The organism is Chryseobacterium sp. LAM-KRS1 (assembly GCF_013184525.1).
GTDB classification, from domain to species: domain Bacteria; phylum Bacteroidota; class Bacteroidia; order Flavobacteriales; family Weeksellaceae; genus Chryseobacterium; species Chryseobacterium proteolyticum.
The window spans coordinates 283,337-304,436 of record NZ_JAAOIZ010000006.1; the positions used below are offsets into that span (position 1 = coordinate 283,337).

Sequence of the window (21,100 nt, forward strand, 5' to 3'; positions counted from 1 at the left end):
TTTAATTTATTTTGAATAATTTAAACAATGGCCAAGTTAATTATTTTGTAAATAAAAAATAAGAATATGTATACTAATCTAGCAAATTAACAAAAATTGAAAATAACTACTTATTTAATATCCTGATAATTAATATTTTATATTGTTTTCTGTTTGAGTTAACTATAATTTATTGTTAGTTTAGAAGTATATTTCATTTCAACATTAATGATTGCTGGACTTAGTCTTTCTCTGAGAAACAATAAAATCTACCATTTCATCAACAAGCTGATTAAGGTAGTTTTTATCGGTGGTTCCGAAGCCGTGTATACCATCTTCTACGATAGTCAGTTTATTTTGTACTTCATTTTCTTCAAGTTTTCGTTCCAGTAGTATCGATTGCTTGAGAGGTACAATCTTATCCTTATTTCCTTGCAGAGTTAGGGTTGGGATTGCATGATCAGCATAGGTTACCGGTGAAAGCGTTTCAAAGTATTTGATGACTTTCTTCTTGTCTTTTTTGATGTCGTATCCTGAAATTCCTAAGATCAGTTTTCCCCTTAGATCAACAATTTTCTTTGAAAAAAGGCTAATAAAAAAGGCACCTACATTTCCCACACGGGTATGTAAAAGTTTATTAAGATCAGTAGGCCCGAAATTATTGACTACATAATTTACTTTTGCAGAATAAGATGAGAGCTCAGGTGCTCCGACGAATTCATTATCTTGCGTATAGGCAGCCAGCAATGAAAGATGCGCCCCGGCAGACGCCCCGAAAAGTCCTATATTGTTGGTATCAAAGTGATATTTATCTGCGTTCTTTCTGACCCATCGTATAGCATCCTTAGTATCCTGGATAGGATTTGGAAAATGTATATCTTTATTCACTAAAGTATAGTTGATGCTGATTACAGTATATTCCTTTTCTACCAGCTTGAGAATAAGGTTTTCTATATAGGAATCTGCATGAATGATCTTATCACCGCCGACCCATCCCCCTCCATGGACATAAATAAGCACAGGATGTTTTTCCGCAGAGGTTGTTTTTGGGCTGTACATATCCAAAGCTATTGAACCTTCCTTATTGGTTTTATAGAAAATATCTTCTGATGAAATGGTCCTTTCTTTTAAAAGACTGCTTTTTGGGGCTTTAGGCTGAAGCTGATTCTGGGAAAAAGCGACAGGGGAAATGCTCAGAAGTAAAATAAAAAACAGGTTTACATAAAACCTGTATATTGTAATATTGCTTTTGAATGATGCCATATAATTTTTGAGAAATTGGTTATTTTACTAACTCCTCAAAAAGTTTACCAAAAGTTTTTTCAAGATCTTTGGATTTTCCGGGATGAGGCCTTGATGTTTGTATAACGGAACTTCTTACCGCTGTTAACCAGCGAAAACGCTCGGGAATATCAAGCAGGGCTATTGGTCCACCATCCTTATCTCCATTGGCAATCTTTTGAAAACTTTGCAGGTTCTGAATAATGTCTTCATAGTCAAGTTTGCTGTGCATAAGTCTGAATTTATCTGGGCATAGATAAAAATCTACACGAATGAATTTTTCTTTTTTTGAAAACATCACGAGGCCTATATTGAAAAATTCTTCTCTTTCAACCTTAGGTACCAGACGTATTACGGCATATTCGTATATTTTATCCTCTTGCATTTTTAGCTTCGTTTACAAAGATTTGTGAATTTTCTAGCCTTGTTTTCATAAATTGGAAGTACACCTCACGGATTTCTTCAGGACTTTCGTCCGCATCGTTCCAGTGTAGCCAATCTTCGGGAATCAGATTTACAATTTCCCGGAATACTTTTTCATTTAAAACCTCATGTGCCCATTGGTCGGCTTCATCCAGCATTTTAGCTTTGGGAAGAAGAACATGATCTTTTACATATTTGAAAGGAGTCTTTGCCGCTGCATCAAAGTTTTGCCATGAATGATGAAAATAAAAAGAAGCTCCGTTATCAATTACCCAGAGTTCCTTATGCCACATCAGCAGGTTGGTATTTTTATAAGTACGGTCGATGTTGGTGATGAATGCATCCAGCCATACTATTTTTGAAGCCAGTAGAGGATCGATGACTACACCCGGATCATATGTGATCGATCCGGAAAGATAGTGAAGTCCCAGATTCAGCCCTTCCGAAAATTTTAGCAAATCCTGAATTTCTTCATCAGCTTCCGTTCGTCCAAAATCTACATCCAGGTTTACAAAAACAAGCTCCGGAATTTTTAATCCCAAAACTTCTGTTATTTTTCCTCCTAAAAGTTCAGATATCAGCATTTTTACTCCGTGGCCGGCACCCCGGAACTTCAGGACATATTTAAAGTCATCATCAGCTTCTGCCAAAGCCGGAAGCGAACCACCCTCTCTTAATGGAAGGATGTAGCGCATTACCGTTACTGTTCTTAAATCCAACATACCGCAAAAATAAGATTTTACTTTGTGTTTGTTCCTATTTTTAATATTTTTAGTTGAAATTATGTCAGCCATCAAAGTGGAAGAAATATTCTTGTGATAAGATGTTCTTTTCTGGCTGATTCTTTAAGAAGTGAGTATGGAAGTTATAAAAAAAGAGAATATTGTTATTTCAAATCCTGAAACAAAGGATTTTCTTGCAGATGCTTATTATCCAGAAAGTAAACGAAAATTACCGCTGGTAATTTTTGTACATGGATATAAAGGGTATAAAGATTGGGGAGCATGGGGGCTTATGGCTGAAAAAATAGCAAAAGCCGGTTTTTTCTTTGTTAAGTTTAATTCCTCCCATAACGGGACAACAACAAATGATCCTCATAACTTCGGGGATCTGGAAGCTTTCGGGCAAAATAATTATTCTAAGGAACTTTCCGATCTCGGTGCTGTTATTGATTTTTTTATTACAGATGATAGGGTAGATGATCAAAAGGTCATTTTAATAGGGCACAGCAGAGGAGGAGGCATTTCGATTATAAAAACCTCCGAAGATGAAAGAATAAACGGCTTAATTACCCTTGCAAGTGTAGATACCCTTGAGCGTTTTCCAACAGGAAATGCTTTTGAAAACTGGAAAAAAGAAGGTGTGTATTATGTTATGAATGGCAGAACAAAGCAGGAAATGCCTCATTATTTTCAGTTTTATAAAGATTTTGAAGAGAATGTGCATCGTTTCGATGTAGAAAGAGCAATGGAAATGGCAAAAGCTCATATTTTAATTATCCATGGCACCAACGATGAAAGTGTTGCTCCAAAAGAAGCGGAACATCTTCATATTTTGAACCCGAATTCTGAATTGTTTTTAATTGAAGATGCGAATCATACATTCGGAGCCAAAGAACCCTGGGAAAGTCCGGATTTACCGGAAGACCTGAATAAAGCTATTGAAAAATGTATTGACTTTATTAACGATAAGATTGTACACGAATAAAAATAAAAAAGGAGTGGCAACGTCACTCCTTTTTTATTTTAGATCTTATAGATTTCAAGTTTAGTCATTCTGTGTCGGCTTGGTTAAAATACTCCAGGCCTCGTTAATTTTACTTTCAAGCAGAAGTTTCTGCGCTTCCTGATGAATGTTTTCTTCAGAATGAAAACTACCCTCCGGTAAAACTTCAATGTTTGCAAGCATGCCCAGGTCATTTCCTGTAAAAATTTTACTGTATCGTATTTCAATAGGAAGAAGATCAAATCCAATTCCCTTTGTTACCAATGGTTTAGGAACTTCAAAAAGACTGTTTTCATTACTTCTTGAATACCAGTTTACTCCCAGACGGGCTACCATATCCAGTTTTTTCTGATCCAGATTGCCTTCTTCATTCAGATATTCTTCCCTTATGTGAATCTTCCGTACTTCACAGATGATCAGATTTCCTGCTCCGCCCTGATCTCCCAGGGGTTTTATTTCGAGTACTTTACATTCAAAATTAACCGGGCATTCTTCAATCAGTTTGGGCTGTACAAGATCTGCGTCCTTCATTGTAAGGCCGGATTTGATGAACTCATTAACCCCGTCTCCGTATTCTGTTGAAGCTAAAGATATTTGTTGTACAATAGGAAAATTGACTGTTCCGATTACCACCTCTGGAACTTCTGAAACATTTTTCAACGTGTGTTTAGTGGTGTTATCACGGACTCTTCTTGAAGGTGAAAAAATCAGGATAGGTGGAACGGTACTGAACATATTGAAAAAGCTGAAAGGCGATAAATTAATAGTACCATTCTTATCAACTGTCGAAGCCAAGGCAATAGGCCTCGGTGAAACAGCGGTCTGCATTATCGTTTGTAATTGAACCGGTGTTATTTCAGATGGGATAACTGTTTTCATATTTTATAATAAGTCACTTCAGTTTTATCAATATTAATTGAAAAACTAAAGTGAACTTAATTTTACCATAATATTTTAACTTAAGTAGCTCAAACGTTTTTAACTCTTTTTATAAACTTGGAATTATTTTACCAGATACTTCCCCGAAACCTACTCTTACGCCATCTTTTTCAGCCCATGCTTTCATGGTAATGGTATCATTATCTTCAATGAATTTTCTTTCCTGGCCGTTACTTAGCTGAATAGGATTTTGACCCCTCCATGTCAGTTCAAGCATAGATCCGAATGATTTTGGATCGCTTCCTGAAATAGTACCACTGGCATAAAGGTCACCAACTTCAAGATTACAACCGTTTACCGTGTGGTGTGCCAGTTGCTGGGTCATGTTCCAGTACATGAATTTATAATTGCTTTCAGAAATTAGGTTTTCTTCTCCGTTTTCAGGCTGTAAGTATACTTCAAGGTTGATATCATAATTTTTATCACCTTCAAACTTCAGGTAGTCCAAAACTTCCGGATCCTGTACCGGTGAAGCGGTTCTGAAAGGAGCTAATGCTTCTAAAGTAACAACCCATGGAGAAATAGAAGAGCCAAAGTTTTTAGCTAAAAACGGTCCAAGCGGAACATACTCCCATGCCTGGATATCTCTTGCAGACCAGTCATTAAAAATAACCATCCCAAAAATTGCATCTTCAGCATCTTTTGTGGAAATGCTCTCGCCCATATCCGTATTTTTGTTGATAACAAAAGCCATCTCTAGTTCAAAGTCCAGTTGTTTAGAAGGGCCGAATACCGGCTTTTCTGCATCAGCAGGTTTAGTCTGGCCTTTGGGACGGTTGATATCAGTTCCTGAAATCACAATGGATGATGCTCTGCCGTGATATCCTACAGGCAAATGCTTCCAGTTGGGTAATAACGCATTGGCAGGATCACGGAACATTTTTCCTACATTGGTGGCATGTTCGATGCTGCTGTAAAAATCGGTGTAATTTGGAATATGCAGAGGCATTATCATTTTTACCTGATCCAGTTCGTAGAAAGCATCTTCTATGGTTTTCTGGTCTTTTGATAAAGTGGAGCCTTCCTGTAATAATTCCTGGATTTTAGTACGCACGGCATTGGTAATGGGTTTCCCCAATTCAATGAATTCGTTAAGGGTATAAGCTTCGAAGACGTTATCTTCAAGTCCTTCAATATCTTCAAAATAGCCCAGATCATACAGGCTGGCAAGGTCAATGACCTGATCACCGATTCTGGTGCAGCATCCGATATATTCTTTATTGAAAACAGCTACTCCAAAAGGAATATTATGTATAGAAAAGTCTGAATTTGAGGAATACTCTACAAATGATTTCATAAGATTGTAATTTAATTAAGATTAATAAATCTGTTAAAATTTGGGTTCCAATATCTCAAGCGGCCGTAGCAGAAAAGCGATGTTTTCCAACTAAATATTCTTAAAACTCCTTGACTGGTTATCCAATGATCACCTGTCGGTTCAATATTGAGATATGAAATAAATTACCTTCTCACTACGCTCTTCGCAAATACGAGCGCCCTCAAGATATTTTGTATTATTTTTTTGAATAAGAGGCTTCGTCAATCCACCTGTCTTTAGTATTAACGTCAATCAGATATAAGATATTATCCTGTCTTGTTAATAATAAGGTTTTGGTTACCGGCATAGGAACTTTTTTTCCCTCCAGGATATTGGCTCTTAAAGAAACAATATTTTTTTTCCTGATGATATCGCCGGTAAAAACATTAGAACTGCTTTCTCCTGTGGTTTTATCATCGAAAACTTCAACATAGGTTGCATTATTTCCTTTTATGATAATGAAATCCCTTTCCGTATGGTCGTCAAAATCTTTGATAAAGACAAATTTTTTATCATCAATATTTACATTTTCAAGATGTTGATTGATACCTTTTCTTTCTTCAAGTCTGGTAAGAATTTCATTCAGTGTTCCATATTGAGCTTTTAGCCCTAATGCACTGAAAAATAAAATTCCGAATACAATTTTTTTCATATTAAGTGTTTAAAAAAAAGTTTTGTCAGGACTTTTCATCCTGACAAAACTTAGTATTGTTATTTGGGATTAAAGATTTCCTCTTTTTTCCTGTTCTCTTTCCAAAGCTTCGAATAATGCTTTAAAATTACCTGCCCCGAAACTTTGTGCGCCATGTCTTTCAATGATTTCAAAGAATAGGGTAGGACGGTCTTCTACCGGCTTGGTAAAGATCTGTAATAGATAACCTTCCTCATCATGATCGATCAAAATTCCTAAATCCTGTAGTTTTTTAAGATCCTCATCGATGTGACCGACTCTCTCAGGAACCATGTCATAATAAGCTTCTGGTGGTGCGGAAAGGAATTCTACTCCTCTTTTCTTAAGTTCTGTTACCGTATGGATAATATCTTTGGTAGCAACAGCAATATGCTGAACACCTTCACCTTCATAGAAATCAAGATATTCTTCTACCTGAGATTTTTTCTTTCCTTCTGCAGGTTCATTGATCGGGAATTTTGCGTATCCGTTTCCATTGGACATTACTTTAGACATCAGGGCAGAATACTCTGTATTGATCTGCTTGTCATCAAAAGAAAGAATGTTCACAAATCCCATTACTTTCTCATACCATTCTACAGTAGGAATCATTCTGTTCCAGTCTACATTTCCCACACAGTGGTCTACATATAATAAACCTGTTTCTTCCGGCTGGTAGTCACTTTCCCACTTCTCGTAGCCAGGCATGAAAGGTCCTGTATAATTTTTTCTTTCAATAAACATGTGAACGGTCTCTCCGTATGTATAGATTCCGGACATTTTTACTTCTCCATGCTCATCCGTTAAAGTTACAGGCTCCAAATAAGGCTTACCACCTCTTTTTGTCGTTTCCTCAAAAGCCTTGTAAGCGTCATCCACCCAAAGTGCTAAAACTTTCACTCCATCTCCGTGTTTTTTTACATGTTCGTTGATTGGTGATTCAGAGGTAAGTCCTGTCGTTAAGATTAATCTTATCTTTCCCTGTTGAAGAACATAAGAAGCACGATCCCTTACTCCTGTTTCAGGACCAGCATATGCTACAGACTGAAAACCAAAAGCGGTTTTATAAAAATGAGCAGCCTGTTTAGCATTTCCTACATAAAACTCAATGTAATCTGTACCATTAATTGGCAAAAAATTCTCTGCTTGAGCAATTTTTTCGGCAAATGTAAGTGTTGACATATTTTCTTTTTACTTTTATTTTTATTGGTATGCAAATTACAAAAATCTTAGATATGGCAAAAGTATTAATGGGAAATCCTCAAATTGAGTTAACATAATCTTAAAGAAAAGTTCATTTAAGTAATTTTAAGTTTAATTTATTACAATTCGGTTAATTACATTTGTAATACAAAGACAAGTGAAAGAAAGATATTTTCGAAAATTTGAAAGCCGTAGATTCCTACGGCTTTCATTTTTTATTGTTGAGTCTACCAGCGTCGGGATTATAATTATCCCATATTTTCCAGACGTTATCTATCTTTCTGATAAAGTAGATCTGGGTGTTCAGTTGGTTAACAAAATTCTCTTCACCGGTTTCCCCTATTTTAAACAATAGGTTCCAGAATTCCTGAGTCTCCAGTATTTTTTTATCCGGTTCGTCTGTGACCATGTGAATATCAAAAACCTCAAAGTTGGAACGGTTGTTCTTGGTTACAAGCTGAAACTTTCTTTCACATAATTCTTTGCTGAACTGGGTTGCTCTTTCGAGAAAAGGCGAGTCATCGAAAACAAGATCCTTAAAAAGTGTGGTGTCGTGTTCAGGAAACTTTTTATAAAAGTTAAAAGCTGTAGAGCAGTATTCATAGACCATATTGCTGAAAAATGCTTCATCATCCGTACCATTGTCCTGTTTTTTTTCTCTGGCAAACTGAATATAATCGTTCAGATCTTTGAATCCTAAAAAGATACAGATCTTATCAAGTGTCTTTAAAAAACGAAGATCATTGTGGGTTTTATCCTGATAATCATTTTCAAAAAAGCGTTGTAAAGTGACGTGCGAAATGGTATTCCCTATTTCAAATTTTCTTCCTCCTTTCAGTTCTTCCGATTCTGAAAGTTCCTCTTTAATGATTTCAGAGAGAATAATGTAATGACTTCTTTTCCAATCTTTAACATTTCCTAAAACTGAATTTTTTATTTTGGAATGTTTTACTATTTCCTCCCGGATTGAGTTATATATGGTTTTCAATTTCCTGACTTTAGAAGGTTTTTATCAAAAATACTGCCAAAGAATTATAGGATATTTTTATCAATCCCTTTTTGTTCGGTTAAAAATCCGTTTAAAATATATCAATTCTCTTAATGTTTGAATCTTTCGAAGGCTGCTTTTTCCAGCATCTCCCTGTCGTCAGGGTGTGCGATACTGATTAATTCCTGGGCGCGCTGACGAAGATTTTTTCCATACAAATAAGCTGTTCCATATTCTGTGACAACATAATGGATATGTCCTCTCGTAGTTACAACTCCTGCTCCCTGTTTCAGGTAAGGGACAATTCTTGACACTCCTTTTTTGGTTCTGGAAGTGATAGCAATAATAGGTTTTCCTCCTTCGCTTAACGCAGCTCCTCTCATAAAATCCATTTGTCCTCCGATACCACTGTATTGCAAAGTGCCTATCGAATCTGCACAAACCTGCCCTGTAAGATCAATTTCAATAGCTGAATTAATTGCAACCATTTTTTTGTTACGCATAATATTGATAGGAAAATTCACATCACTTACGTCTTTAAAAGCAAAGACGGTGTTATCATCTACATAGTCGTAAAGCTTTCTTGTTCCGAAACAAAAGCTAGTAATGGTTTTATTATCGTTGTATCCTTTGTACTTATTGTTGATGACATCATTTTGGATAAGGTCTATCACTCCGTCACTCAGCATTTCGGTGTGGATCCCCAGATCTTTATGATTACCCAGGCATTTAAGAACAGCATCCGGAATTGTACCGATACCCATTTGTAAGGTAGATCTGTCATCGATCAGTTCTGCCACATTTTTGCCGACCAGCATTTCTTCGGGCCCCACCTTGGACCCGTAATCTACAGTAGGCAATTCTTCTTCATGCCATACAAGCTTATGAATGCGGCTGATATGGATCATTCCATCCCCGTGCGTTCTGGGCATCAGGGGATTAACAATGGCGACAATTATTTTTGCAGTATCTACAGCAGCTCTCGCAACATCTACAGATGTGCCCAGCGTACAAAAACCATGTTTATCAGGAGGAGAAACGGTAATTAATGCAACATCAAGGGGTAGGATATTGTTTCTGAATAAAATCGGAATTTCACTTAAAAATACAGGAACAAAATCTCCCCGTTCTGAATTAACAGCTTCCCTCACCGGAGTTGAAACGAACAGGGAATTAATAAAAAAGTTATTCTTGTACTGAGGTTTTGCAATTTCCACATTTCCCTGTTGGGTAATGGAGACCATTTCCACGTTTTCGAGCCTGTGGGATTGTCTCGCAAGCTCGTCAATGAGATAATTTGGTGTACAGGCACTCCCGTGAAAAAATACGCGATTACCACTTTTTACTGTATATACGGCTTCCTCTGCACTAATATAATTGTACATATTGAATTTTTTTGAAATAATATTTATACCGCGCGCTGCCTGCGGTTATTTGTGTTTATCCAGATTTATTCCAGCCAGGAAGTTTTGTATGTAGGGTCTTCCACCTTCATTGCTTCTTCCGTGATTTTTAAAGGACGGAAAGGATCTACCATTACAGCGTATTCTTCTGTGAATTTCTTTCCGATGCTTCTTTCCATAGCTCCCGGATGTGGCCCATGAACAATTCCTCCCGGATGAAGACTGAAGTCCATCAGATCAACATGGTTACGGCTCATAAAGTCCCCTTCAGTATAGAATAATACCTCATCGGAATCGATATTGGAATGGTTATACGGTGCAGGAATGGCTAATGGATGGTAGTCGTACATTCTGGCACAGAATGAGCAGACTACGAAATTATGCCCTTCAAAGTTCTGATGGATTGGTGGTGGTTGATGTATTCTTCCTGTAATCGGTTCAAAATTCTTGATATTAAATTTATAAGGGTAGAAGTAACCGTCCCAGCCCACCACGTCAAATGGATGAGTTGCATAAATGAAATCGGTAATCTGATTTTCTTTTTTTACTTTGATGAGAAATTCTCCTTTTTCGTCTTTAGGTTCAACGAAGGTAGGGGGAATGATATCTCTTTCGCAGAAAGGAGAGTGTTCCAGGAGTTGCCCGAATTCATTTCGGTAACGTTTCGGAGTATAGATCGGAGAATGACTTTCAAGAACAAAAAATACAGTGTTCTCTGACTGGATTTCCACCTGATAGATGGTTCCTCTTGGTATAATGAGGTAATCACCGGTTGAGAACTCGAGATTTCCAACAAAGGTTTTTAAAACACCTTTTCCTTCATGAACGAACAAAAGCTCATCACACTCTGCATTTTTATAGAAATAATCCGTAGATTTTCTTGGCTTTGATAATCCCATTTTCAAGTCGTTATTGACCAAAAGGAATTTTCTGCTGTCCAGAAAATCGTCTTCAGGAGTCACCTGCATCCCCTTAAACATTCGCGGAGTCACATTTTTTTCTACCGCAATTTTCGGAGTTACATCCTTTGGTGTACCTATAGATTTGATCTGTGTAGGACGGTGGATATGATAAAGCAAAGAAGAAATACCATGAAACCCTTCCGTTCCGAAAAGTTGTTCATAGTAGAATTTATCTTCAGGAGATTTAAAAATCGTATGTCTTTTCTGTGGGATTTTCCCGGACTGGTTATATCTCATTTTTACCTTTATATTTTCTCAAATTTAATAATTTTTGACGAATTATTTTAGAGGATATTTATCATAGAGTTTTTTGTTTCGAAAATAATTGTTAGATTTGCCTAACAATTATTATTTCATGAAGCGAATATTATTTTCTGGTGTACTTTTATCCTCTTATTGTTTTTCTCAGGAAACAGATAGTTTAACTTTAAATCAAAATCAAAGGCCTGATTCTATTTCTGTTGCTAAAAAAGAGATCAAAACAAAGCTGATCGATGATGTGGTGGTGACAGGAACCATAAAACCTATCAGCAGATCCAAAAGCCCTGTAGCTGTAGAAATCTATAGCCAGAAGTTTTTCCAGAAAAATCCTACTCCGAATATTTTTGAAGCGATTTCAATGGTTAACGGAGTCCGCCCTCAGCTCAATTGCTCGGTTTGTAATACCGGAGATATCCATATCAACGGCCTTGAAGGTCCTTATACAATGATCCTTATTGACGGGATGCCTATTGTGAGCTCGTTATCTACTGTTTACGGGCTTAGTGGGATACCCAACAGCCTGGTCGACAGGATAGAAGTGGTAAAAGGTCCGGCTTCATCAATTTATGGATCTGAGGCTATGGGTGGAGTGATTAATATCATCACAAAGAATGCTTTAACAGCTCCTAAATTAAGTCTGGATGTAATGACAAGTACCTGGAGTGAAGATAATATAGATTTATCTACCAAATTTAACGTAGGTAAGAAAGCCGCCTCTTTATTGAGTTTGAACTATTTTAACTTTACCAAAAGAATAGACCAGAACAAAGATAATTTTACGGATGCCACACTACAGAACAGAATTTCTGTTTTCAACAAATGGAACTTCCAGAGAAAAGAGAACAGACTGGCAAGCTTAGCACTGAGGTATCTCTATGAAGATCGGTTCGGCGGTGAGATGCAGTGGACAAAGGCTGATAGGGGTGGTGACAAAATATATGGTGAAAGTATTTATACAAATAGGGTAGAAGCCTTAGGGGTATACCAATGGCCATTGAAAGAGCAGATCATTACCCAGTTTTCATACAATTATCATAACCAGGATTCGTTTTATGGTACCAATCCTTACGATGCACAACAGAAAGTTGCTTTTGTACAGACTTACTGGGACAGAAAATTCGGAAATCATGATCTGATCTTAGGAGTTACCTACAAGAGGACATTTTATGATGACAATACTCCGGGAACTTCGTCTGCAGACGGACTCATCAATCAACCTATGAAGTCTCCTATTTTGGGTGCCTTCATCCAGGATCAGTGGGATTTGGATTCTAAAAACACAATATTGCTGGGTTACAGGTATGACTACGATAAAATACATCATTCTGTTCATTCTCCCAGATTTGCATGGAAATTTTCTCCTAATCCTTACCACACGTTACGGTTTAATTTTGGAACCGGCTTTAGGGTAGTGAATTTATTTACCGAGGATCATGCTGCATTAACAGGTTCCCGTGAGGTTGTTATTAAATCCGATTTAAAGCCTGAAAAATCGATCAATGGAAATTTAAATTACATCTGGAAGATTCCTTTGGGTAACCGCCTGATTAACCTTGACGCTTCAGCTTTTTATACCTACTTCAGTAATAAGATCGTGGGGGATTTCGACACGGATCCCGATAAAATTATTTATGACAACCTTCATGGATATGGGATTTCTAAGGGAGCTTCTATGAATGTGGATTTCAGTTTCAGTTTTCCCTTAAGTGTCAATCTTGGGGTGACTTATCTTGAAGTATTTCAGAAACTGGATGATGGCAATTCTAAAGTTCAGCAGCTTCATGCACCAAAATGGAGTGGAACGTATAGTCTGACGTATAAATTTCCGAATGCTTTGACATTAGATTTTACCGGACAGTTCTACGGACCTATGCGCCTTCCGGTTCTTCCGGATGATTTCCGTCCGGAATATTCACCTTTTTATTCGTTAGCTAATATCCAGGTTTCAAAAGCATTTAAGTCAGGATTTGAGGTGTACTGCGGAATCAAGAATCTGTTCAACTTTACCCCAAAAGATCCTTTGATGAGACCTTTTGATCCGTTTGACCAGCATGTCAATGATCCTATTAATAATCCCAATAACTACAAGTTTGATACGGCATATGGTTACGCACCAATGCAGAGGATACGTGGATTTTTGGGAATAAGATATACTTTGAAATGAAAATATTGATTTTATTTTTAATGTTAGTGCCCTTCTTTGGTCTTTCTCAAAAGATGAGAGAGGGCACTTTTTCTGAACTTGAAACATTGCGGAATAATCAGAAAAAGCCTGTTATCATTCATTTGTATGCCGGGTGGTGTGCTATTTGTAAAATCGAATCTTTCAATCTGAATAAAGATAAGGAGCTTGTCACTATAATTAATGATCATTTCTATTTTATCAATTTTGAAGCGGAAAAGACGAAAGAAAAAATCAACTTTGAAGGAAAAGAGTTTCATTATCTTCCTAATGGGAATTCCGGGATTCATGAACTGGCTTTAGCACTGTCTAAAAATAAAAGCCAGCCGGTTTATCCGCTCTGGATCATATTGGATGCGAACCAGAATTTGGTGTATTACCATGAAGGCGAATTTAAACCGGAAAAGATGAAGAAGAAACTTGAAGAAATTTCGGCTTTGTACAATTAAATTTCCCCGCCGAATTTATCTCAATCTGCGAGGAATTTTTATCGATTAAATAAGTTTTTAATGATGAAAAGGACGTTGATCCCTTAACGATTAAATTCTTACGTCTTTCAATTACTCTTCTCCATCAATCAAAACAGCCAACTGAATACAAGGTTTATCGGAACGATTGCTCCATGCATGATTTGTTCCCCTTTGGATAACAATATCTCCTGCTTTAAGAAGCGTTTCACCCTCCTCCATGATCAGATAAAGCTCACCTGAAAGAATAATGATGTAATCTAGTGTCTGCGTCCGGTGCATCATCGGATGAGGTTCTCCTGGTTTAAATTCAACACCCAGATTTTTATCAGGCGGTATAACCACATAGCGAAAGTAGGTGCCGTTTTTTGGCGTCTGAGGGAATCCTGTGTTTGGGATCGGGGCTTCAAAATCCATGCTTGCAGGAGTCTTTTGTGTATTCCAGAGATCTGAAATAATCAGTCCGGGTAAATGCTCTACCGTATTTTCTACTTCATGATCTTCAATAATAGTGGACTTCCCATTTTGAATTCCTGTTACAATGCGTCTTGGTATTCTATTCATAATTTAATGGGTCATAATTAATTTATTCCCTCTGGTGAGGTTGTTTTTGAGCATTTGATGGGCTTTAAGAACGGTTTCCAGAGATAAGTTTCCAACGATCTTATATTTGGGCGGGACAATCAAGTGATCTTCAATGAGATTTGAGATTTTTGTTAAACTGTCTTTATAGTAATCGTAGTTCTTTGTCATACTGTAGGTGTAGTTAGAAATGTTCATAATAATATTTCCTTTATTAAAAAGGATTTCCTTGGCTTCTTTGCTAATTAGCGCAGTAACATCCACATATATTCCATGAACTTTCAGTACTTTGGCCGTCACTTCAGACATATTCTCACCCACAAGATCTACTCCAATATCGAAAGGCTGATTTCCATTCGCTTTGAGTAATTTTTCAGGAAGATGAGTTTCTTTATAGTTTACAATCTGATTATGGTGAAGACCCATCTCCAGCAATAGCATTCTGTTTTCTTCCGATCCTACCGTTGCAACCACATTTTTAAAGTGGTTAGCAATTAATAGTTTGATAAAAAAAGATCCTACACCTCCCGTAGCACCTGTAACCAATACTGTGTCAGCAGGCTTCAACTGCAAGCGGTTAAAAGTCTGCAAAGCCGTCATCCCCACAGATGGAATAGCAGCAGCCTGTTCAAATGAAATGTTTTTAGGCTTTAAAACTACGATTGCTGCAGGGACGCTGATATATTCGGCATAAGAACCATTGCTTCCCATGGAACCACTGCCACAGAATATTTCGTCTCCAATTTCAAATTCGGAAACATCGGATCCTTTTTCGACAATGATTCCGGAAAGCTCACGTCCTAAAACGGGGGAGCTTATCAATCTTTTCTCGAGTTCGTTTTCGATCATCTGATAGTCGATTGGATTAAATCCGCTTGCTTTGATCTGAATCAGAACTTCATTATTTTTGGGTTGGGGTTTTTCAACCGTCCCATCTTCTAATCTGAAATCTTTATTAAGTATTACTGCTTTCATCATAATCAATTTATAAGACAAATGTAAAACAGGAATAGTTTATATTTGCTACTAGTTAACTATTGGTAACTAGTAACTTTAAGGATACTATTATGTCAAAAATTATAGAAAACGGAGTTGAACGGGAAGCAACCTGTACTGAAGAATTATTCGCAATGCGGGATAGTCTGGATGTTTTAGGTGGAAAATGGAAATTGATGATCCTGCGTTATTTAACGAACCGTACGGCTCAGTTGATCCATTTTAAAAAGCTTCAGAGAGGAATCGATGGTATTTCTGCAAAAATGCTGAGCAAGGAATTGAAAGAACTGGAAATGAACTTACTCATTACGCGTACAATCCAGGATACCAAACCTATTACTGTAACCTATGCGGTTACTGATTACGGAAAATCGGTACTTCCTGTTACCGAAACTTTAGTAAATTGGGGAATTATCCACCGCGAGAAGATCAGGCAGTCGATGGGGGATCAGAAATGATTAATTAAAGAATTGAAAAATTAAAAGATTGGACAATATCAGACTTTTTGTGAAAAGTTATTTCAGAAGCACAGCAATAATTCCTAAAATAGCAGGTAATGCCTGAACAAAAAATATTTTTTTGGTAGCCGAAATAGCACCATAAATTCCTGCAATGGCAACACAGCCCAGGAAAAACAGAGCGATATTGGTTTGCCATTCAGCATCTTTAATAAAAAAAGTCCAGATAAGTCCCGCTGCAAGAAAACCGTTGTATAATCCTTGATTGGCAGCCAATCCTTTTGTAGGCTTGAACATTTCTGCAGGAAGTGCGGCTTTGAAAACTTCTTTTCCTTTTGTTTCCCATGCAAACATTTCCATCCAGAGAATATAAATATGTTCCAGTGCTACTACAGCAATCAAAATTTTTGCAACAATTTCCATGATTAATTATTTTGTAATTGTAAAACTAAAAAAATAAAGTTAAGTTTGACTACTAAATTGTAAAATGGATACTTTTAAAACACATCTTGACAAATTCATTACGATTAATGATGAAGATTATAGTTCTGTATTATCTTTTTTCCAGATCATGGAAGTTAAAAAGAAACAGAATCTGCTTGTTGAAGGTGAAGTTTGTAAATCCATGTATTTTGTTTTAAATGGCTGCCTCAGAAAATTTTTTGTGAATGAAAAGGGAGTCGAGCAAACAACTGAATTTGCGATTGAGAATTGGTGGATCACAGATACTTTTGCTTTTGAGAGACAGATTAAATCGGATTTTAGTATTCAATCTGTAGAACGATCAACAATTCTGGTAATTGACCTTGAAACCCAGGAACTCTTGTTGAAAAAGCATCCCGTCATGGAACGTTATTTCAGAATGATCTATCAACGGGCTTATGCGTCCTCTGAGAGAAGAATCCGTTATTTATATGAAATGTCAAGGGAAGAGCTTTATATTCATTTCAGTACACAATATCCTTGGTTTATCCAGCGCATTCCACAATATTTGATTGCTTCGTTTTTAGGGTTTACGCCAGAATATCTTAGTGAAATTAGAGCTAAGTTACGTTCTTAAACCAGTTTAAGTTTTTTAAGATTTTAAAATCGGAATTTTGTCATGTTATTAAAAGCTAATACAATGACAAATATAAAAGAGCAATTCCCGCAATTATTTTTAAGAGTAGCGATTGCCGTGACAATGCTTTCAGCAGTGGCGGACCGTTTTGGTTTTTGGGGAAAAAATTCAGCCTGGGGGAACTGGGAGAATTTTGAGAAATACACCCGGAAATTAACTTTTTTTCTTCCTGAAGGGCTGAGTCAGTTTTCGGCTTATACCGCTACATTCTTTGAAATTGCTATTCCGTTGTTATTACTTGTGGGGTATAAAACCAGAATAGCAGCTTACGGAGCCGGATTTTTATTGCTCATTTTTGCTTTATCCATGACGATTGCTTTGGGGGCTAAAGCTCCTCTCGATTATTCAGTCTGGGTAGGAAGTGCAGGGGCGTTTTTATTGGCAAGTCAACGACAATTTTCATTAAGTGCAGATCAATTAACCAAAAAAATATAAATATTATGAGTGCAAGACTAAATATTGCAAAAACGGATGCAGCAGCTTATAAAGCTATGATGGGATTGGAAGGATATCTTCAGACCATTTCTTTAAATCCTCTTCAAAAGGAGCTCATTAAAATCAGAGCTTCACAAATCAACGGTTGTGCTTTTTGTCTGGATATGCATACGAAAGACGCTGTGAAATATGGGGAAACTCCACAAAGGATATATCTTTTAAATGCATGGAGAGAGGCTTTAGAACTGTTCACAGAAGAAGAACAGATCTTATTGGCAATGACAGAAGAAATTACCTTAATCAGCCATAAAGGATTGACGGAAGAAACATATCAAAAAGCAAAAACATTCTTTGATGATAATCAGATTGCCCAGATCATTATGGCGATTGTAACGATTAATGGATGGAACAGAATTGCCATAAGCACACATTTACCGATTATGAAATAATTTTTTGAAATTGTTTTATTTAACACCAAGAGCTTCTCAATCATGAGAAGCTCTTTTTAAAATCAGTTTACTGATTTTAATCATTTCAAACTACAAATTCCGATGAAGTATTAATAAATAGCGACAGGGTTGATATTTACTTGTGTTGATCCTTTATAAAGTGGTTGCCCAAGGACGAACATGAATTCCCATATTTTTTCTTTTACCAAAGGACGGCTGTCAATCAGTTCCAGGTTGTAGATTCCTTTTTTTGCCAGCATAAACTGATTAATAGGAAATTCTTCTTTACTCTTGGGATTGGGGTAGACTTCGGAAGCCCACGTATCGCCGCCAAAAGCAACAATTCCCTGCTCGGCAAGCCATTGTGCTGCTTCCATACCAATACCGGGTTCAACTTCTAAAAACTGTTTGTTGTCTTTACCAATGAGCTCAAGCCATCCTGTGTTGAAAAGAACAACATCTCCTTTTCTGAGTGTGATGCCCTGTTTTTTCAATACTGCTTTGATATCGGATACTGTAAATTCCGTTCCTCCGGGAACGATGGATTTTCCGTAATGTTCGGTCATATCTAATACCACTCCGCGGGTTACAAATGGCGGAACTTTTTCAATACCCAGCTTTTTCACACCTTCTACAGTTACAAAATCAGCGGCTTTATTGCCATTGTAGTAGATATTATTGATACCAATGTGCCCGATTCCGTTAAGTTGTGTTCCAACGCCGGTCCAGCCATTAACCAGTTCGTCATTGAATGTGAATTTATTAGGACCCAAACTTTGGCCGGCCTGTTCCCCGGGTTGAATGTTATATAAATTAAAGCTTCTGTGACGGAAAGCAGGAAGGTTTTTATCAATAGCGACAGCCAGAGGTAATGTTTTACCTTGTTTTACAAGCGAAATGGCTGCTTTTACAACTTGCGCTGTCAGGAGATTAGCGGCTCCTATTTCATCATTTACCCCGTATGTTGATGGGTACCAGGATTGATCGTCGGGATTGATATACTGTTTTTGAGCTTTTACTATTGTGGTGTTAAAAGACAATAAAGCAGCCAACCCGAACAAAGTGATCAGATTATTTTTCATTTTCTATGATTTAGGATTAGAAAGAAGGGAAGTTAGAAGAGGGAAGTTTATTGAACCCTGTATGAATAAGTGATATTCAATTAGATGTAATGAGTATGCAGCTTCTCTCTTCCAACTTGTTTTATGTTAGATTCCGTTAAGGGCAGAATTAATCGTATCTAATTCTTCCTGAGAAAGTTCAACGGACATTGCCTGTGCGTTTTCGATGGCCTGCTGGGCATTTCGTGCTCCTGCCAATACAACACTGATAGCGGGTTGTAAACTGGTCCAGCGTAGGACTAACTGTGAAACGGTAGCATTTTTTTCTTGGGCAATTGTTTCCAAAGTTTCCAGAAAAGCTTTTACTTTTTCTAGATCAAACTGTGCAAAATATCCGTTACGGTGATCATCAGCCTTTAATTGAGCTTGTTTAAAATATTTACCCGTTAATAATCCTCTCTCCATTGGACTATACACTATAATTCCGGTATTGTTCTCTAAAGAGTAAGGTACTAAATCTTTTTCTATAGCTCTGTTCAGCATGCTGTATGATACCTGGTTGCTTGCCAGCTGAATCGTTTTAGAAGCTTCTTCCATTTGTTCCACAAGGTAATTGCTTACACCGGCAGTTCTTATTTTTCCCTGCTGTATCAACATTTCTAAAGCTTCCATGGTTTCACTGATAGGGGTCGAGTTATCCGGCCAGTGTAATTGTAAAAGATCAATATAATCGGTTCCTAAACGTTGTAAGCTTTCTTCTACTTCTTTAATGATGTTTTCTTTAGATGCAAATTTATATACAGGAAGTGTTTTACCATCTTTTTCTGCATTAAAAAAGAACTCACCTTTTCCCTGATTGCTGCCGTCCCATACTAAGCCAAACTTAGTTAATAGCTGGATCTTTGAACGGTCTTTTCCTTTGATTGCTTCCCCGATCATTTCCTCACTTAATCCGAAACCGTAAAAAGGTGCCGTATCAATAGAGGTTACTCCGTTATCTAAAGAAGCATGAATAGAGTTTATAGAATCTTGTTTTTCATTTCCACCCCACATATTTCCACCGATGGCAAAAGCCCCGTGAGTAATTACTGATAATTCAAGGTCAGTATTACCTAGTTTTCTATATTCCATTTTGATTTAAAAATTGTTTAAAATTATTTGTTTAATTCTTTTAAAATAGCCTCACCAACAGCCTTTGCTGATTGAGGATTTTGTCCTGTAATCACTCTTTGATCTGTAACAACATGCGTCTGCCAAAGTCCTGATTTTTCAAATTTCGCTCCTCTTGCTTTGAGCTGGTCTTCCAGAAGGAAAGGAACAACATTCGTTAGTTTTACCTCAGATTCCTCTTCATTGGTAAAAGCATTGATTTTTTTACCATCAACAAGATATTTACCGTCTTTCAGTTTAATGTTGACCAAACCTGCTGGTCCATGACAAACTCCGGAAACAATTCCTCCGTTTTCATAAATTTTTGAGGCAATGGAAGCTAATTCTGTATTATCTGCAAGATCCCACATCGCTCCATGACCTCCGGCATAAAAGATAGCTGAATAATCAGAAGGCTTTACTTCAGAAGGTTTTAGAGAATGATCTATTTTATTTTTGTATTCTTTGTTTTCCCAAAACTCTTTGTTCACCGGGTCTTTAAGATCAAAGCCATCTACTGGCGGTGTTCCTCCTTTAGGGCTTACAAAATCTATATCATAGCCTGCGCGATGAAGTACCTCCCATGGATGAGAAACCTCTCCTAAATAATATCCGGTACTCTCGCCGGTATCTCCTTTTTTGTCATGACTTGTTACGACAAATAAAATTTTCTTTTTCATATGAATTGATTTTTTGGTTTGTGACTGGACAAATCCTATCATGAATATGCTGAATATTACAATTGCAAGTTTTTTCATGGCTATAAAATGCTGGTTTTATAAATCTGTGGAACTTCCTGAAGTTTTTCATCAACCAGAGCTCCGAAAGCTTTAATATATGGCTGTTGATTGTGTTGTTCAAGCCCTGCTGCATTTTTCCATATTTCATAGAAAACAAATTCGTTTTGGTTCTCTATACCCTGATGCAGGCTGTAAAGTTCGCATGCTTCCTCTTTTCTCGTTTCTTTTACCATGTTCTGAAGAACTTCAAGTACTTCTGCACGGTGTTCTTCTTTTGCTTTTATAATCGCTGTTAAATATATTTTCATA

The 21,100-nt window shown here is 37.0% G+C and carries 24 protein-coding genes; 7 read left to right on the top strand and 17 right to left on the bottom strand.

Going from position 1 to position 21,100, the window contains the following annotated elements:
- Window positions 1-204: 204 nt before the first annotated feature.
- Genes G9C87_RS18775 through G9C87_RS18785 form a run of 3 tightly spaced genes read right to left on the bottom strand, consistent with a single transcriptional unit; the run spans window position 205 to window position 2,405 of the window.
- On the bottom strand, window positions 205-1,242 hold the full coding sequence (locus G9C87_RS18775) for an alpha/beta hydrolase (protein ID WP_172284001.1): 1,038 nt from the start codon (window positions 1,240-1,242) through the stop codon (window positions 205-207).
- 19 nt (window positions 1,243-1,261) lie between these two features.
- Window positions 1,262-1,645, bottom strand: a complete 384-nt coding sequence (locus G9C87_RS18780; RefSeq protein WP_172284003.1) for a DUF3037 domain-containing protein — start codon at window positions 1,643-1,645, stop codon at window positions 1,262-1,264.
- Window positions 1,632-2,405 carry a HipA family kinase gene (locus tag G9C87_RS18785; RefSeq protein WP_172284005.1) on the bottom strand — a complete coding sequence of 258 codons (774 nt, stop codon included), beginning with the start codon at window positions 2,403-2,405 and terminating at the stop codon, window positions 1,632-1,634. The genes G9C87_RS18780 and G9C87_RS18785 overlap by 14 nt, the downstream gene beginning before the upstream one ends.
- 136 nt (window positions 2,406-2,541) lie before the next feature.
- Here G9C87_RS18785 and G9C87_RS18790 point away from each other — a divergent pair, with 136 nt between their 5' ends.
- Window positions 2,542-3,390, top strand: coding sequence for an alpha/beta hydrolase family protein (locus G9C87_RS18790; RefSeq protein WP_172284007.1), 849 nt, complete (start codon window positions 2,542-2,544; stop codon window positions 3,388-3,390).
- A gap of 60 nt (window positions 3,391-3,450) precedes the next feature.
- On the opposite strand, the gene G9C87_RS18795 is transcribed toward G9C87_RS18790, so the two are convergent.
- From G9C87_RS18795 to G9C87_RS18825, 7 genes are all read right to left on the bottom strand, one after another.
- A complete protein-coding gene (locus G9C87_RS18795) occupies window positions 3,451-4,287 on the bottom strand; it encodes a flavin reductase family protein (RefSeq protein ID WP_172284009.1) in 837 nt (278 codons plus the stop codon).
- Between the two features lie 109 nt (window positions 4,288-4,396).
- The gene (gene fahA / locus G9C87_RS18800; RefSeq protein ID WP_172284010.1) at window positions 4,397-5,644 is read right to left on the bottom strand and encodes a fumarylacetoacetase; all 1,248 of its coding nucleotides are present in this window, start codon (window positions 5,642-5,644) and stop codon (window positions 4,397-4,399) included.
- A gap of 217 nt (window positions 5,645-5,861) precedes the next feature.
- Window positions 5,862-6,317 carry a hypothetical protein gene (locus G9C87_RS18805; RefSeq protein ID WP_172284012.1) on the bottom strand — a complete coding sequence of 152 codons (456 nt, stop codon included), beginning with the start codon at window positions 6,315-6,317 and terminating at the stop codon, window positions 5,862-5,864.
- Between the two features lie 69 nt (window positions 6,318-6,386).
- The gene (hppD, locus tag G9C87_RS18810; RefSeq protein ID WP_172284014.1) at window positions 6,387-7,517 is read right to left on the bottom strand and encodes a 4-hydroxyphenylpyruvate dioxygenase; all 1,131 of its coding nucleotides are present in this window, start codon (window positions 7,515-7,517) and stop codon (window positions 6,387-6,389) included.
- Between the two features lie 229 nt (window positions 7,518-7,746).
- Complete coding sequence (locus G9C87_RS18815) at window positions 7,747-8,526, bottom strand: hypothetical protein (protein WP_172284016.1); 780 nt, start codon at window positions 8,524-8,526, stop codon at window positions 7,747-7,749.
- A 110-nt stretch (window positions 8,527-8,636) separates the two neighbouring features.
- Window positions 8,637-9,911, bottom strand: a complete 1,275-nt coding sequence (locus tag G9C87_RS18820) for an acetyl-CoA hydrolase/transferase family protein (protein ID WP_172284018.1) — start codon at window positions 9,909-9,911, stop codon at window positions 8,637-8,639.
- A 65-nt stretch (window positions 9,912-9,976) separates the two neighbouring features.
- The gene (locus G9C87_RS18825; protein WP_172284020.1) at window positions 9,977-11,128 is read right to left on the bottom strand and encodes a homogentisate 1,2-dioxygenase; all 1,152 of its coding nucleotides are present in this window, start codon (window positions 11,126-11,128) and stop codon (window positions 9,977-9,979) included.
- Window positions 11,129-11,246: 118 nt separating this feature from the next.
- On the opposite strand from G9C87_RS18825, the gene G9C87_RS18830 reads away from it, so the two are divergent.
- Both G9C87_RS18830 and G9C87_RS18835 read left to right on the top strand, forming a co-directional pair.
- The gene (locus tag G9C87_RS18830) at window positions 11,247-13,316 is read left to right on the top strand and encodes a TonB-dependent receptor plug domain-containing protein (protein ID WP_172284022.1); all 2,070 of its coding nucleotides are present in this window, start codon (window positions 11,247-11,249) and stop codon (window positions 13,314-13,316) included.
- The gene (locus G9C87_RS18835; protein ID WP_172284024.1) at window positions 13,313-13,783 is read left to right on the top strand and encodes a thioredoxin family protein; all 471 of its coding nucleotides are present in this window, start codon (window positions 13,313-13,315) and stop codon (window positions 13,781-13,783) included. Before G9C87_RS18830 ends, G9C87_RS18835 begins: the two co-directional genes overlap by 4 nt.
- Before the next feature lie 111 nt (window positions 13,784-13,894).
- On the opposite strand, the gene G9C87_RS18840 is transcribed toward G9C87_RS18835, so the two are convergent.
- Window positions 13,895-14,365 carry a cupin domain-containing protein gene (locus G9C87_RS18840; RefSeq protein WP_172284025.1) on the bottom strand — a complete coding sequence of 157 codons (471 nt, stop codon included), beginning with the start codon at window positions 14,363-14,365 and terminating at the stop codon, window positions 13,895-13,897.
- A 3-nt stretch (window positions 14,366-14,368) separates the two neighbouring features.
- On the bottom strand, window positions 14,369-15,358 hold the full coding sequence (locus G9C87_RS18845; RefSeq protein ID WP_172284027.1) for a zinc-binding alcohol dehydrogenase family protein: 990 nt from the start codon (window positions 15,356-15,358) through the stop codon (window positions 14,369-14,371).
- A 92-nt stretch (window positions 15,359-15,450) separates the two neighbouring features.
- On the opposite strand from G9C87_RS18845, the gene G9C87_RS18850 reads away from it, so the two are divergent.
- Window positions 15,451-15,837: a winged helix-turn-helix transcriptional regulator gene (locus G9C87_RS18850; protein ID WP_172284029.1), complete on the top strand. Its 387-nt coding sequence runs from the start codon at window positions 15,451-15,453 to the stop codon at window positions 15,835-15,837.
- Window positions 15,838-15,894: 57 nt separating this feature from the next.
- Here G9C87_RS18850 and G9C87_RS18855 read toward each other — a convergent pair whose 3' ends face one another.
- Window positions 15,895-16,260: a DUF1304 domain-containing protein gene (locus tag G9C87_RS18855; RefSeq protein ID WP_172284031.1), complete on the bottom strand. Its 366-nt coding sequence runs from the start codon at window positions 16,258-16,260 to the stop codon at window positions 15,895-15,897.
- A gap of 64 nt (window positions 16,261-16,324) precedes the next feature.
- Here G9C87_RS18855 and G9C87_RS18860 point away from each other — a divergent pair, with 64 nt between their 5' ends.
- The 3 genes from G9C87_RS18860 (at window position 16,325) to G9C87_RS18870 (ending at window position 17,841) form a co-directional block, all read left to right on the top strand.
- The gene (locus G9C87_RS18860) at window positions 16,325-16,897 is read left to right on the top strand and encodes a Crp/Fnr family transcriptional regulator (RefSeq protein ID WP_172284033.1); all 573 of its coding nucleotides are present in this window, start codon (window positions 16,325-16,327) and stop codon (window positions 16,895-16,897) included.
- A 63-nt stretch (window positions 16,898-16,960) separates the two neighbouring features.
- The gene (locus G9C87_RS18865) at window positions 16,961-17,392 is read left to right on the top strand and encodes a DoxX family membrane protein (protein ID WP_228457050.1); all 432 of its coding nucleotides are present in this window, start codon (window positions 16,961-16,963) and stop codon (window positions 17,390-17,392) included.
- A gap of 5 nt (window positions 17,393-17,397) precedes the next feature.
- The gene (locus tag G9C87_RS18870; protein ID WP_172284037.1) at window positions 17,398-17,841 is read left to right on the top strand and encodes a carboxymuconolactone decarboxylase family protein; all 444 of its coding nucleotides are present in this window, start codon (window positions 17,398-17,400) and stop codon (window positions 17,839-17,841) included.
- 110 nt (window positions 17,842-17,951) lie between these two features.
- Here G9C87_RS18870 and G9C87_RS18875 read toward each other — a convergent pair whose 3' ends face one another.
- From G9C87_RS18875 to G9C87_RS18890, 4 genes are all read right to left on the bottom strand, one after another.
- Entirely contained in the window at window positions 17,952-18,923 is a 972-nt protein-coding gene (locus G9C87_RS18875) for a cyclase family protein (protein WP_172284039.1), read from the bottom strand.
- A 126-nt stretch (window positions 18,924-19,049) separates the two neighbouring features.
- On the bottom strand, window positions 19,050-20,033 hold the full coding sequence (locus G9C87_RS18880) for an aldo/keto reductase (RefSeq protein WP_172284041.1): 984 nt from the start codon (window positions 20,031-20,033) through the stop codon (window positions 19,050-19,052).
- Window positions 20,034-20,056: 23 nt separating this feature from the next.
- Window positions 20,057-20,731 carry a type 1 glutamine amidotransferase domain-containing protein gene (locus G9C87_RS18885; protein ID WP_172284043.1) on the bottom strand — a complete coding sequence of 225 codons (675 nt, stop codon included), beginning with the start codon at window positions 20,729-20,731 and terminating at the stop codon, window positions 20,057-20,059.
- Between the two features lie 80 nt (window positions 20,732-20,811).
- Window positions 20,812-21,099, bottom strand: a complete 288-nt coding sequence (locus tag G9C87_RS18890; protein ID WP_172284045.1) for a putative quinol monooxygenase — start codon at window positions 21,097-21,099, stop codon at window positions 20,812-20,814.
- Window position 21,100: the final 1 nt, after the last annotated feature.

Bases quoted from the DNA above. Each gene is read 5' to 3' on its own strand.
- G9C87_RS18835 (WP_172284024.1), top strand. From the start codon at position 13,313: ATGAAAATATTGATTTTATTTTTAATGTTAGTGCCCTTCTTTGGTCTT.
- hppD (WP_172284014.1), bottom strand. From the start codon at position 7,517: ATGTCAACACTTACATTTGCCGAAAAAATTGCTCAAGCAGAGAATTTT.
- G9C87_RS18850 (WP_172284029.1), top strand. From the start codon at position 15,451: ATGTCAAAAATTATAGAAAACGGAGTTGAACGGGAAGCAACCTGTACT.
- G9C87_RS18780 (WP_172284003.1), bottom strand. From the start codon at position 1,645: ATGCAAGAGGATAAAATATACGAATATGCCGTAATACGTCTGGTACCT.
- G9C87_RS18870 (WP_172284037.1), top strand. From the start codon at position 17,398: ATGAGTGCAAGACTAAATATTGCAAAAACGGATGCAGCAGCTTATAAA.
- G9C87_RS18840 (WP_172284025.1), bottom strand. From the start codon at position 14,365: ATGAATAGAATACCAAGACGCATTGTAACAGGAATTCAAAATGGGAAG.
- G9C87_RS18860 (WP_172284033.1), top strand. From the start codon at position 16,325: ATGGATACTTTTAAAACACATCTTGACAAATTCATTACGATTAATGAT.
- G9C87_RS18775 (WP_172284001.1), bottom strand. From the start codon at position 1,242: ATGGCATCATTCAAAAGCAATATTACAATATACAGGTTTTATGTAAAC.
- G9C87_RS18865 (WP_228457050.1), top strand. From the start codon at position 16,961: ATGACAAATATAAAAGAGCAATTCCCGCAATTATTTTTAAGAGTAGCG.
- G9C87_RS18845 (WP_172284027.1), bottom strand. From the start codon at position 15,358: ATGAAAGCAGTAATACTTAATAAAGATTTCAGATTAGAAGATGGGACG.
- G9C87_RS18875 (WP_172284039.1), bottom strand. From the start codon at position 18,923: ATGAAAAATAATCTGATCACTTTGTTCGGGTTGGCTGCTTTATTGTCT.
- G9C87_RS18830 (WP_172284022.1), top strand. From the start codon at position 11,247: ATGAAGCGAATATTATTTTCTGGTGTACTTTTATCCTCTTATTGTTTT.
- G9C87_RS18790 (WP_172284007.1), top strand. From the start codon at position 2,542: ATGGAAGTTATAAAAAAAGAGAATATTGTTATTTCAAATCCTGAAACA.
- G9C87_RS18825 (WP_172284020.1), bottom strand. From the start codon at position 11,128: ATGAGATATAACCAGTCCGGGAAAATCCCACAGAAAAGACATACGATT.
- G9C87_RS18795 (WP_172284009.1), bottom strand. From the start codon at position 4,287: ATGAAAACAGTTATCCCATCTGAAATAACACCGGTTCAATTACAAACG.
- fahA (WP_172284010.1), bottom strand. From the start codon at position 5,644: ATGAAATCATTTGTAGAGTATTCCTCAAATTCAGACTTTTCTATACAT.
- G9C87_RS18820 (WP_172284018.1), bottom strand. From the start codon at position 9,911: ATGTACAATTATATTAGTGCAGAGGAAGCCGTATATACAGTAAAAAGT.
- G9C87_RS18890 (WP_172284045.1), bottom strand. From the start codon at position 21,099: ATGAAAATATATTTAACAGCGATTATAAAAGCAAAAGAAGAACACCGT.
- G9C87_RS18855 (WP_172284031.1), bottom strand. From the start codon at position 16,260: ATGGAAATTGTTGCAAAAATTTTGATTGCTGTAGTAGCACTGGAACAT.
- G9C87_RS18805 (WP_172284012.1), bottom strand. From the start codon at position 6,317: ATGAAAAAAATTGTATTCGGAATTTTATTTTTCAGTGCATTAGGGCTA.
- G9C87_RS18880 (WP_172284041.1), bottom strand. From the start codon at position 20,033: ATGGAATATAGAAAACTAGGTAATACTGACCTTGAATTATCAGTAATT.
- G9C87_RS18885 (WP_172284043.1), bottom strand. From the start codon at position 20,731: ATGAAAAAGAAAATTTTATTTGTCGTAACAAGTCATGACAAAAAAGGA.
- G9C87_RS18785 (WP_172284005.1), bottom strand. From the start codon at position 2,405: ATGTTGGATTTAAGAACAGTAACGGTAATGCGCTACATCCTTCCATTA.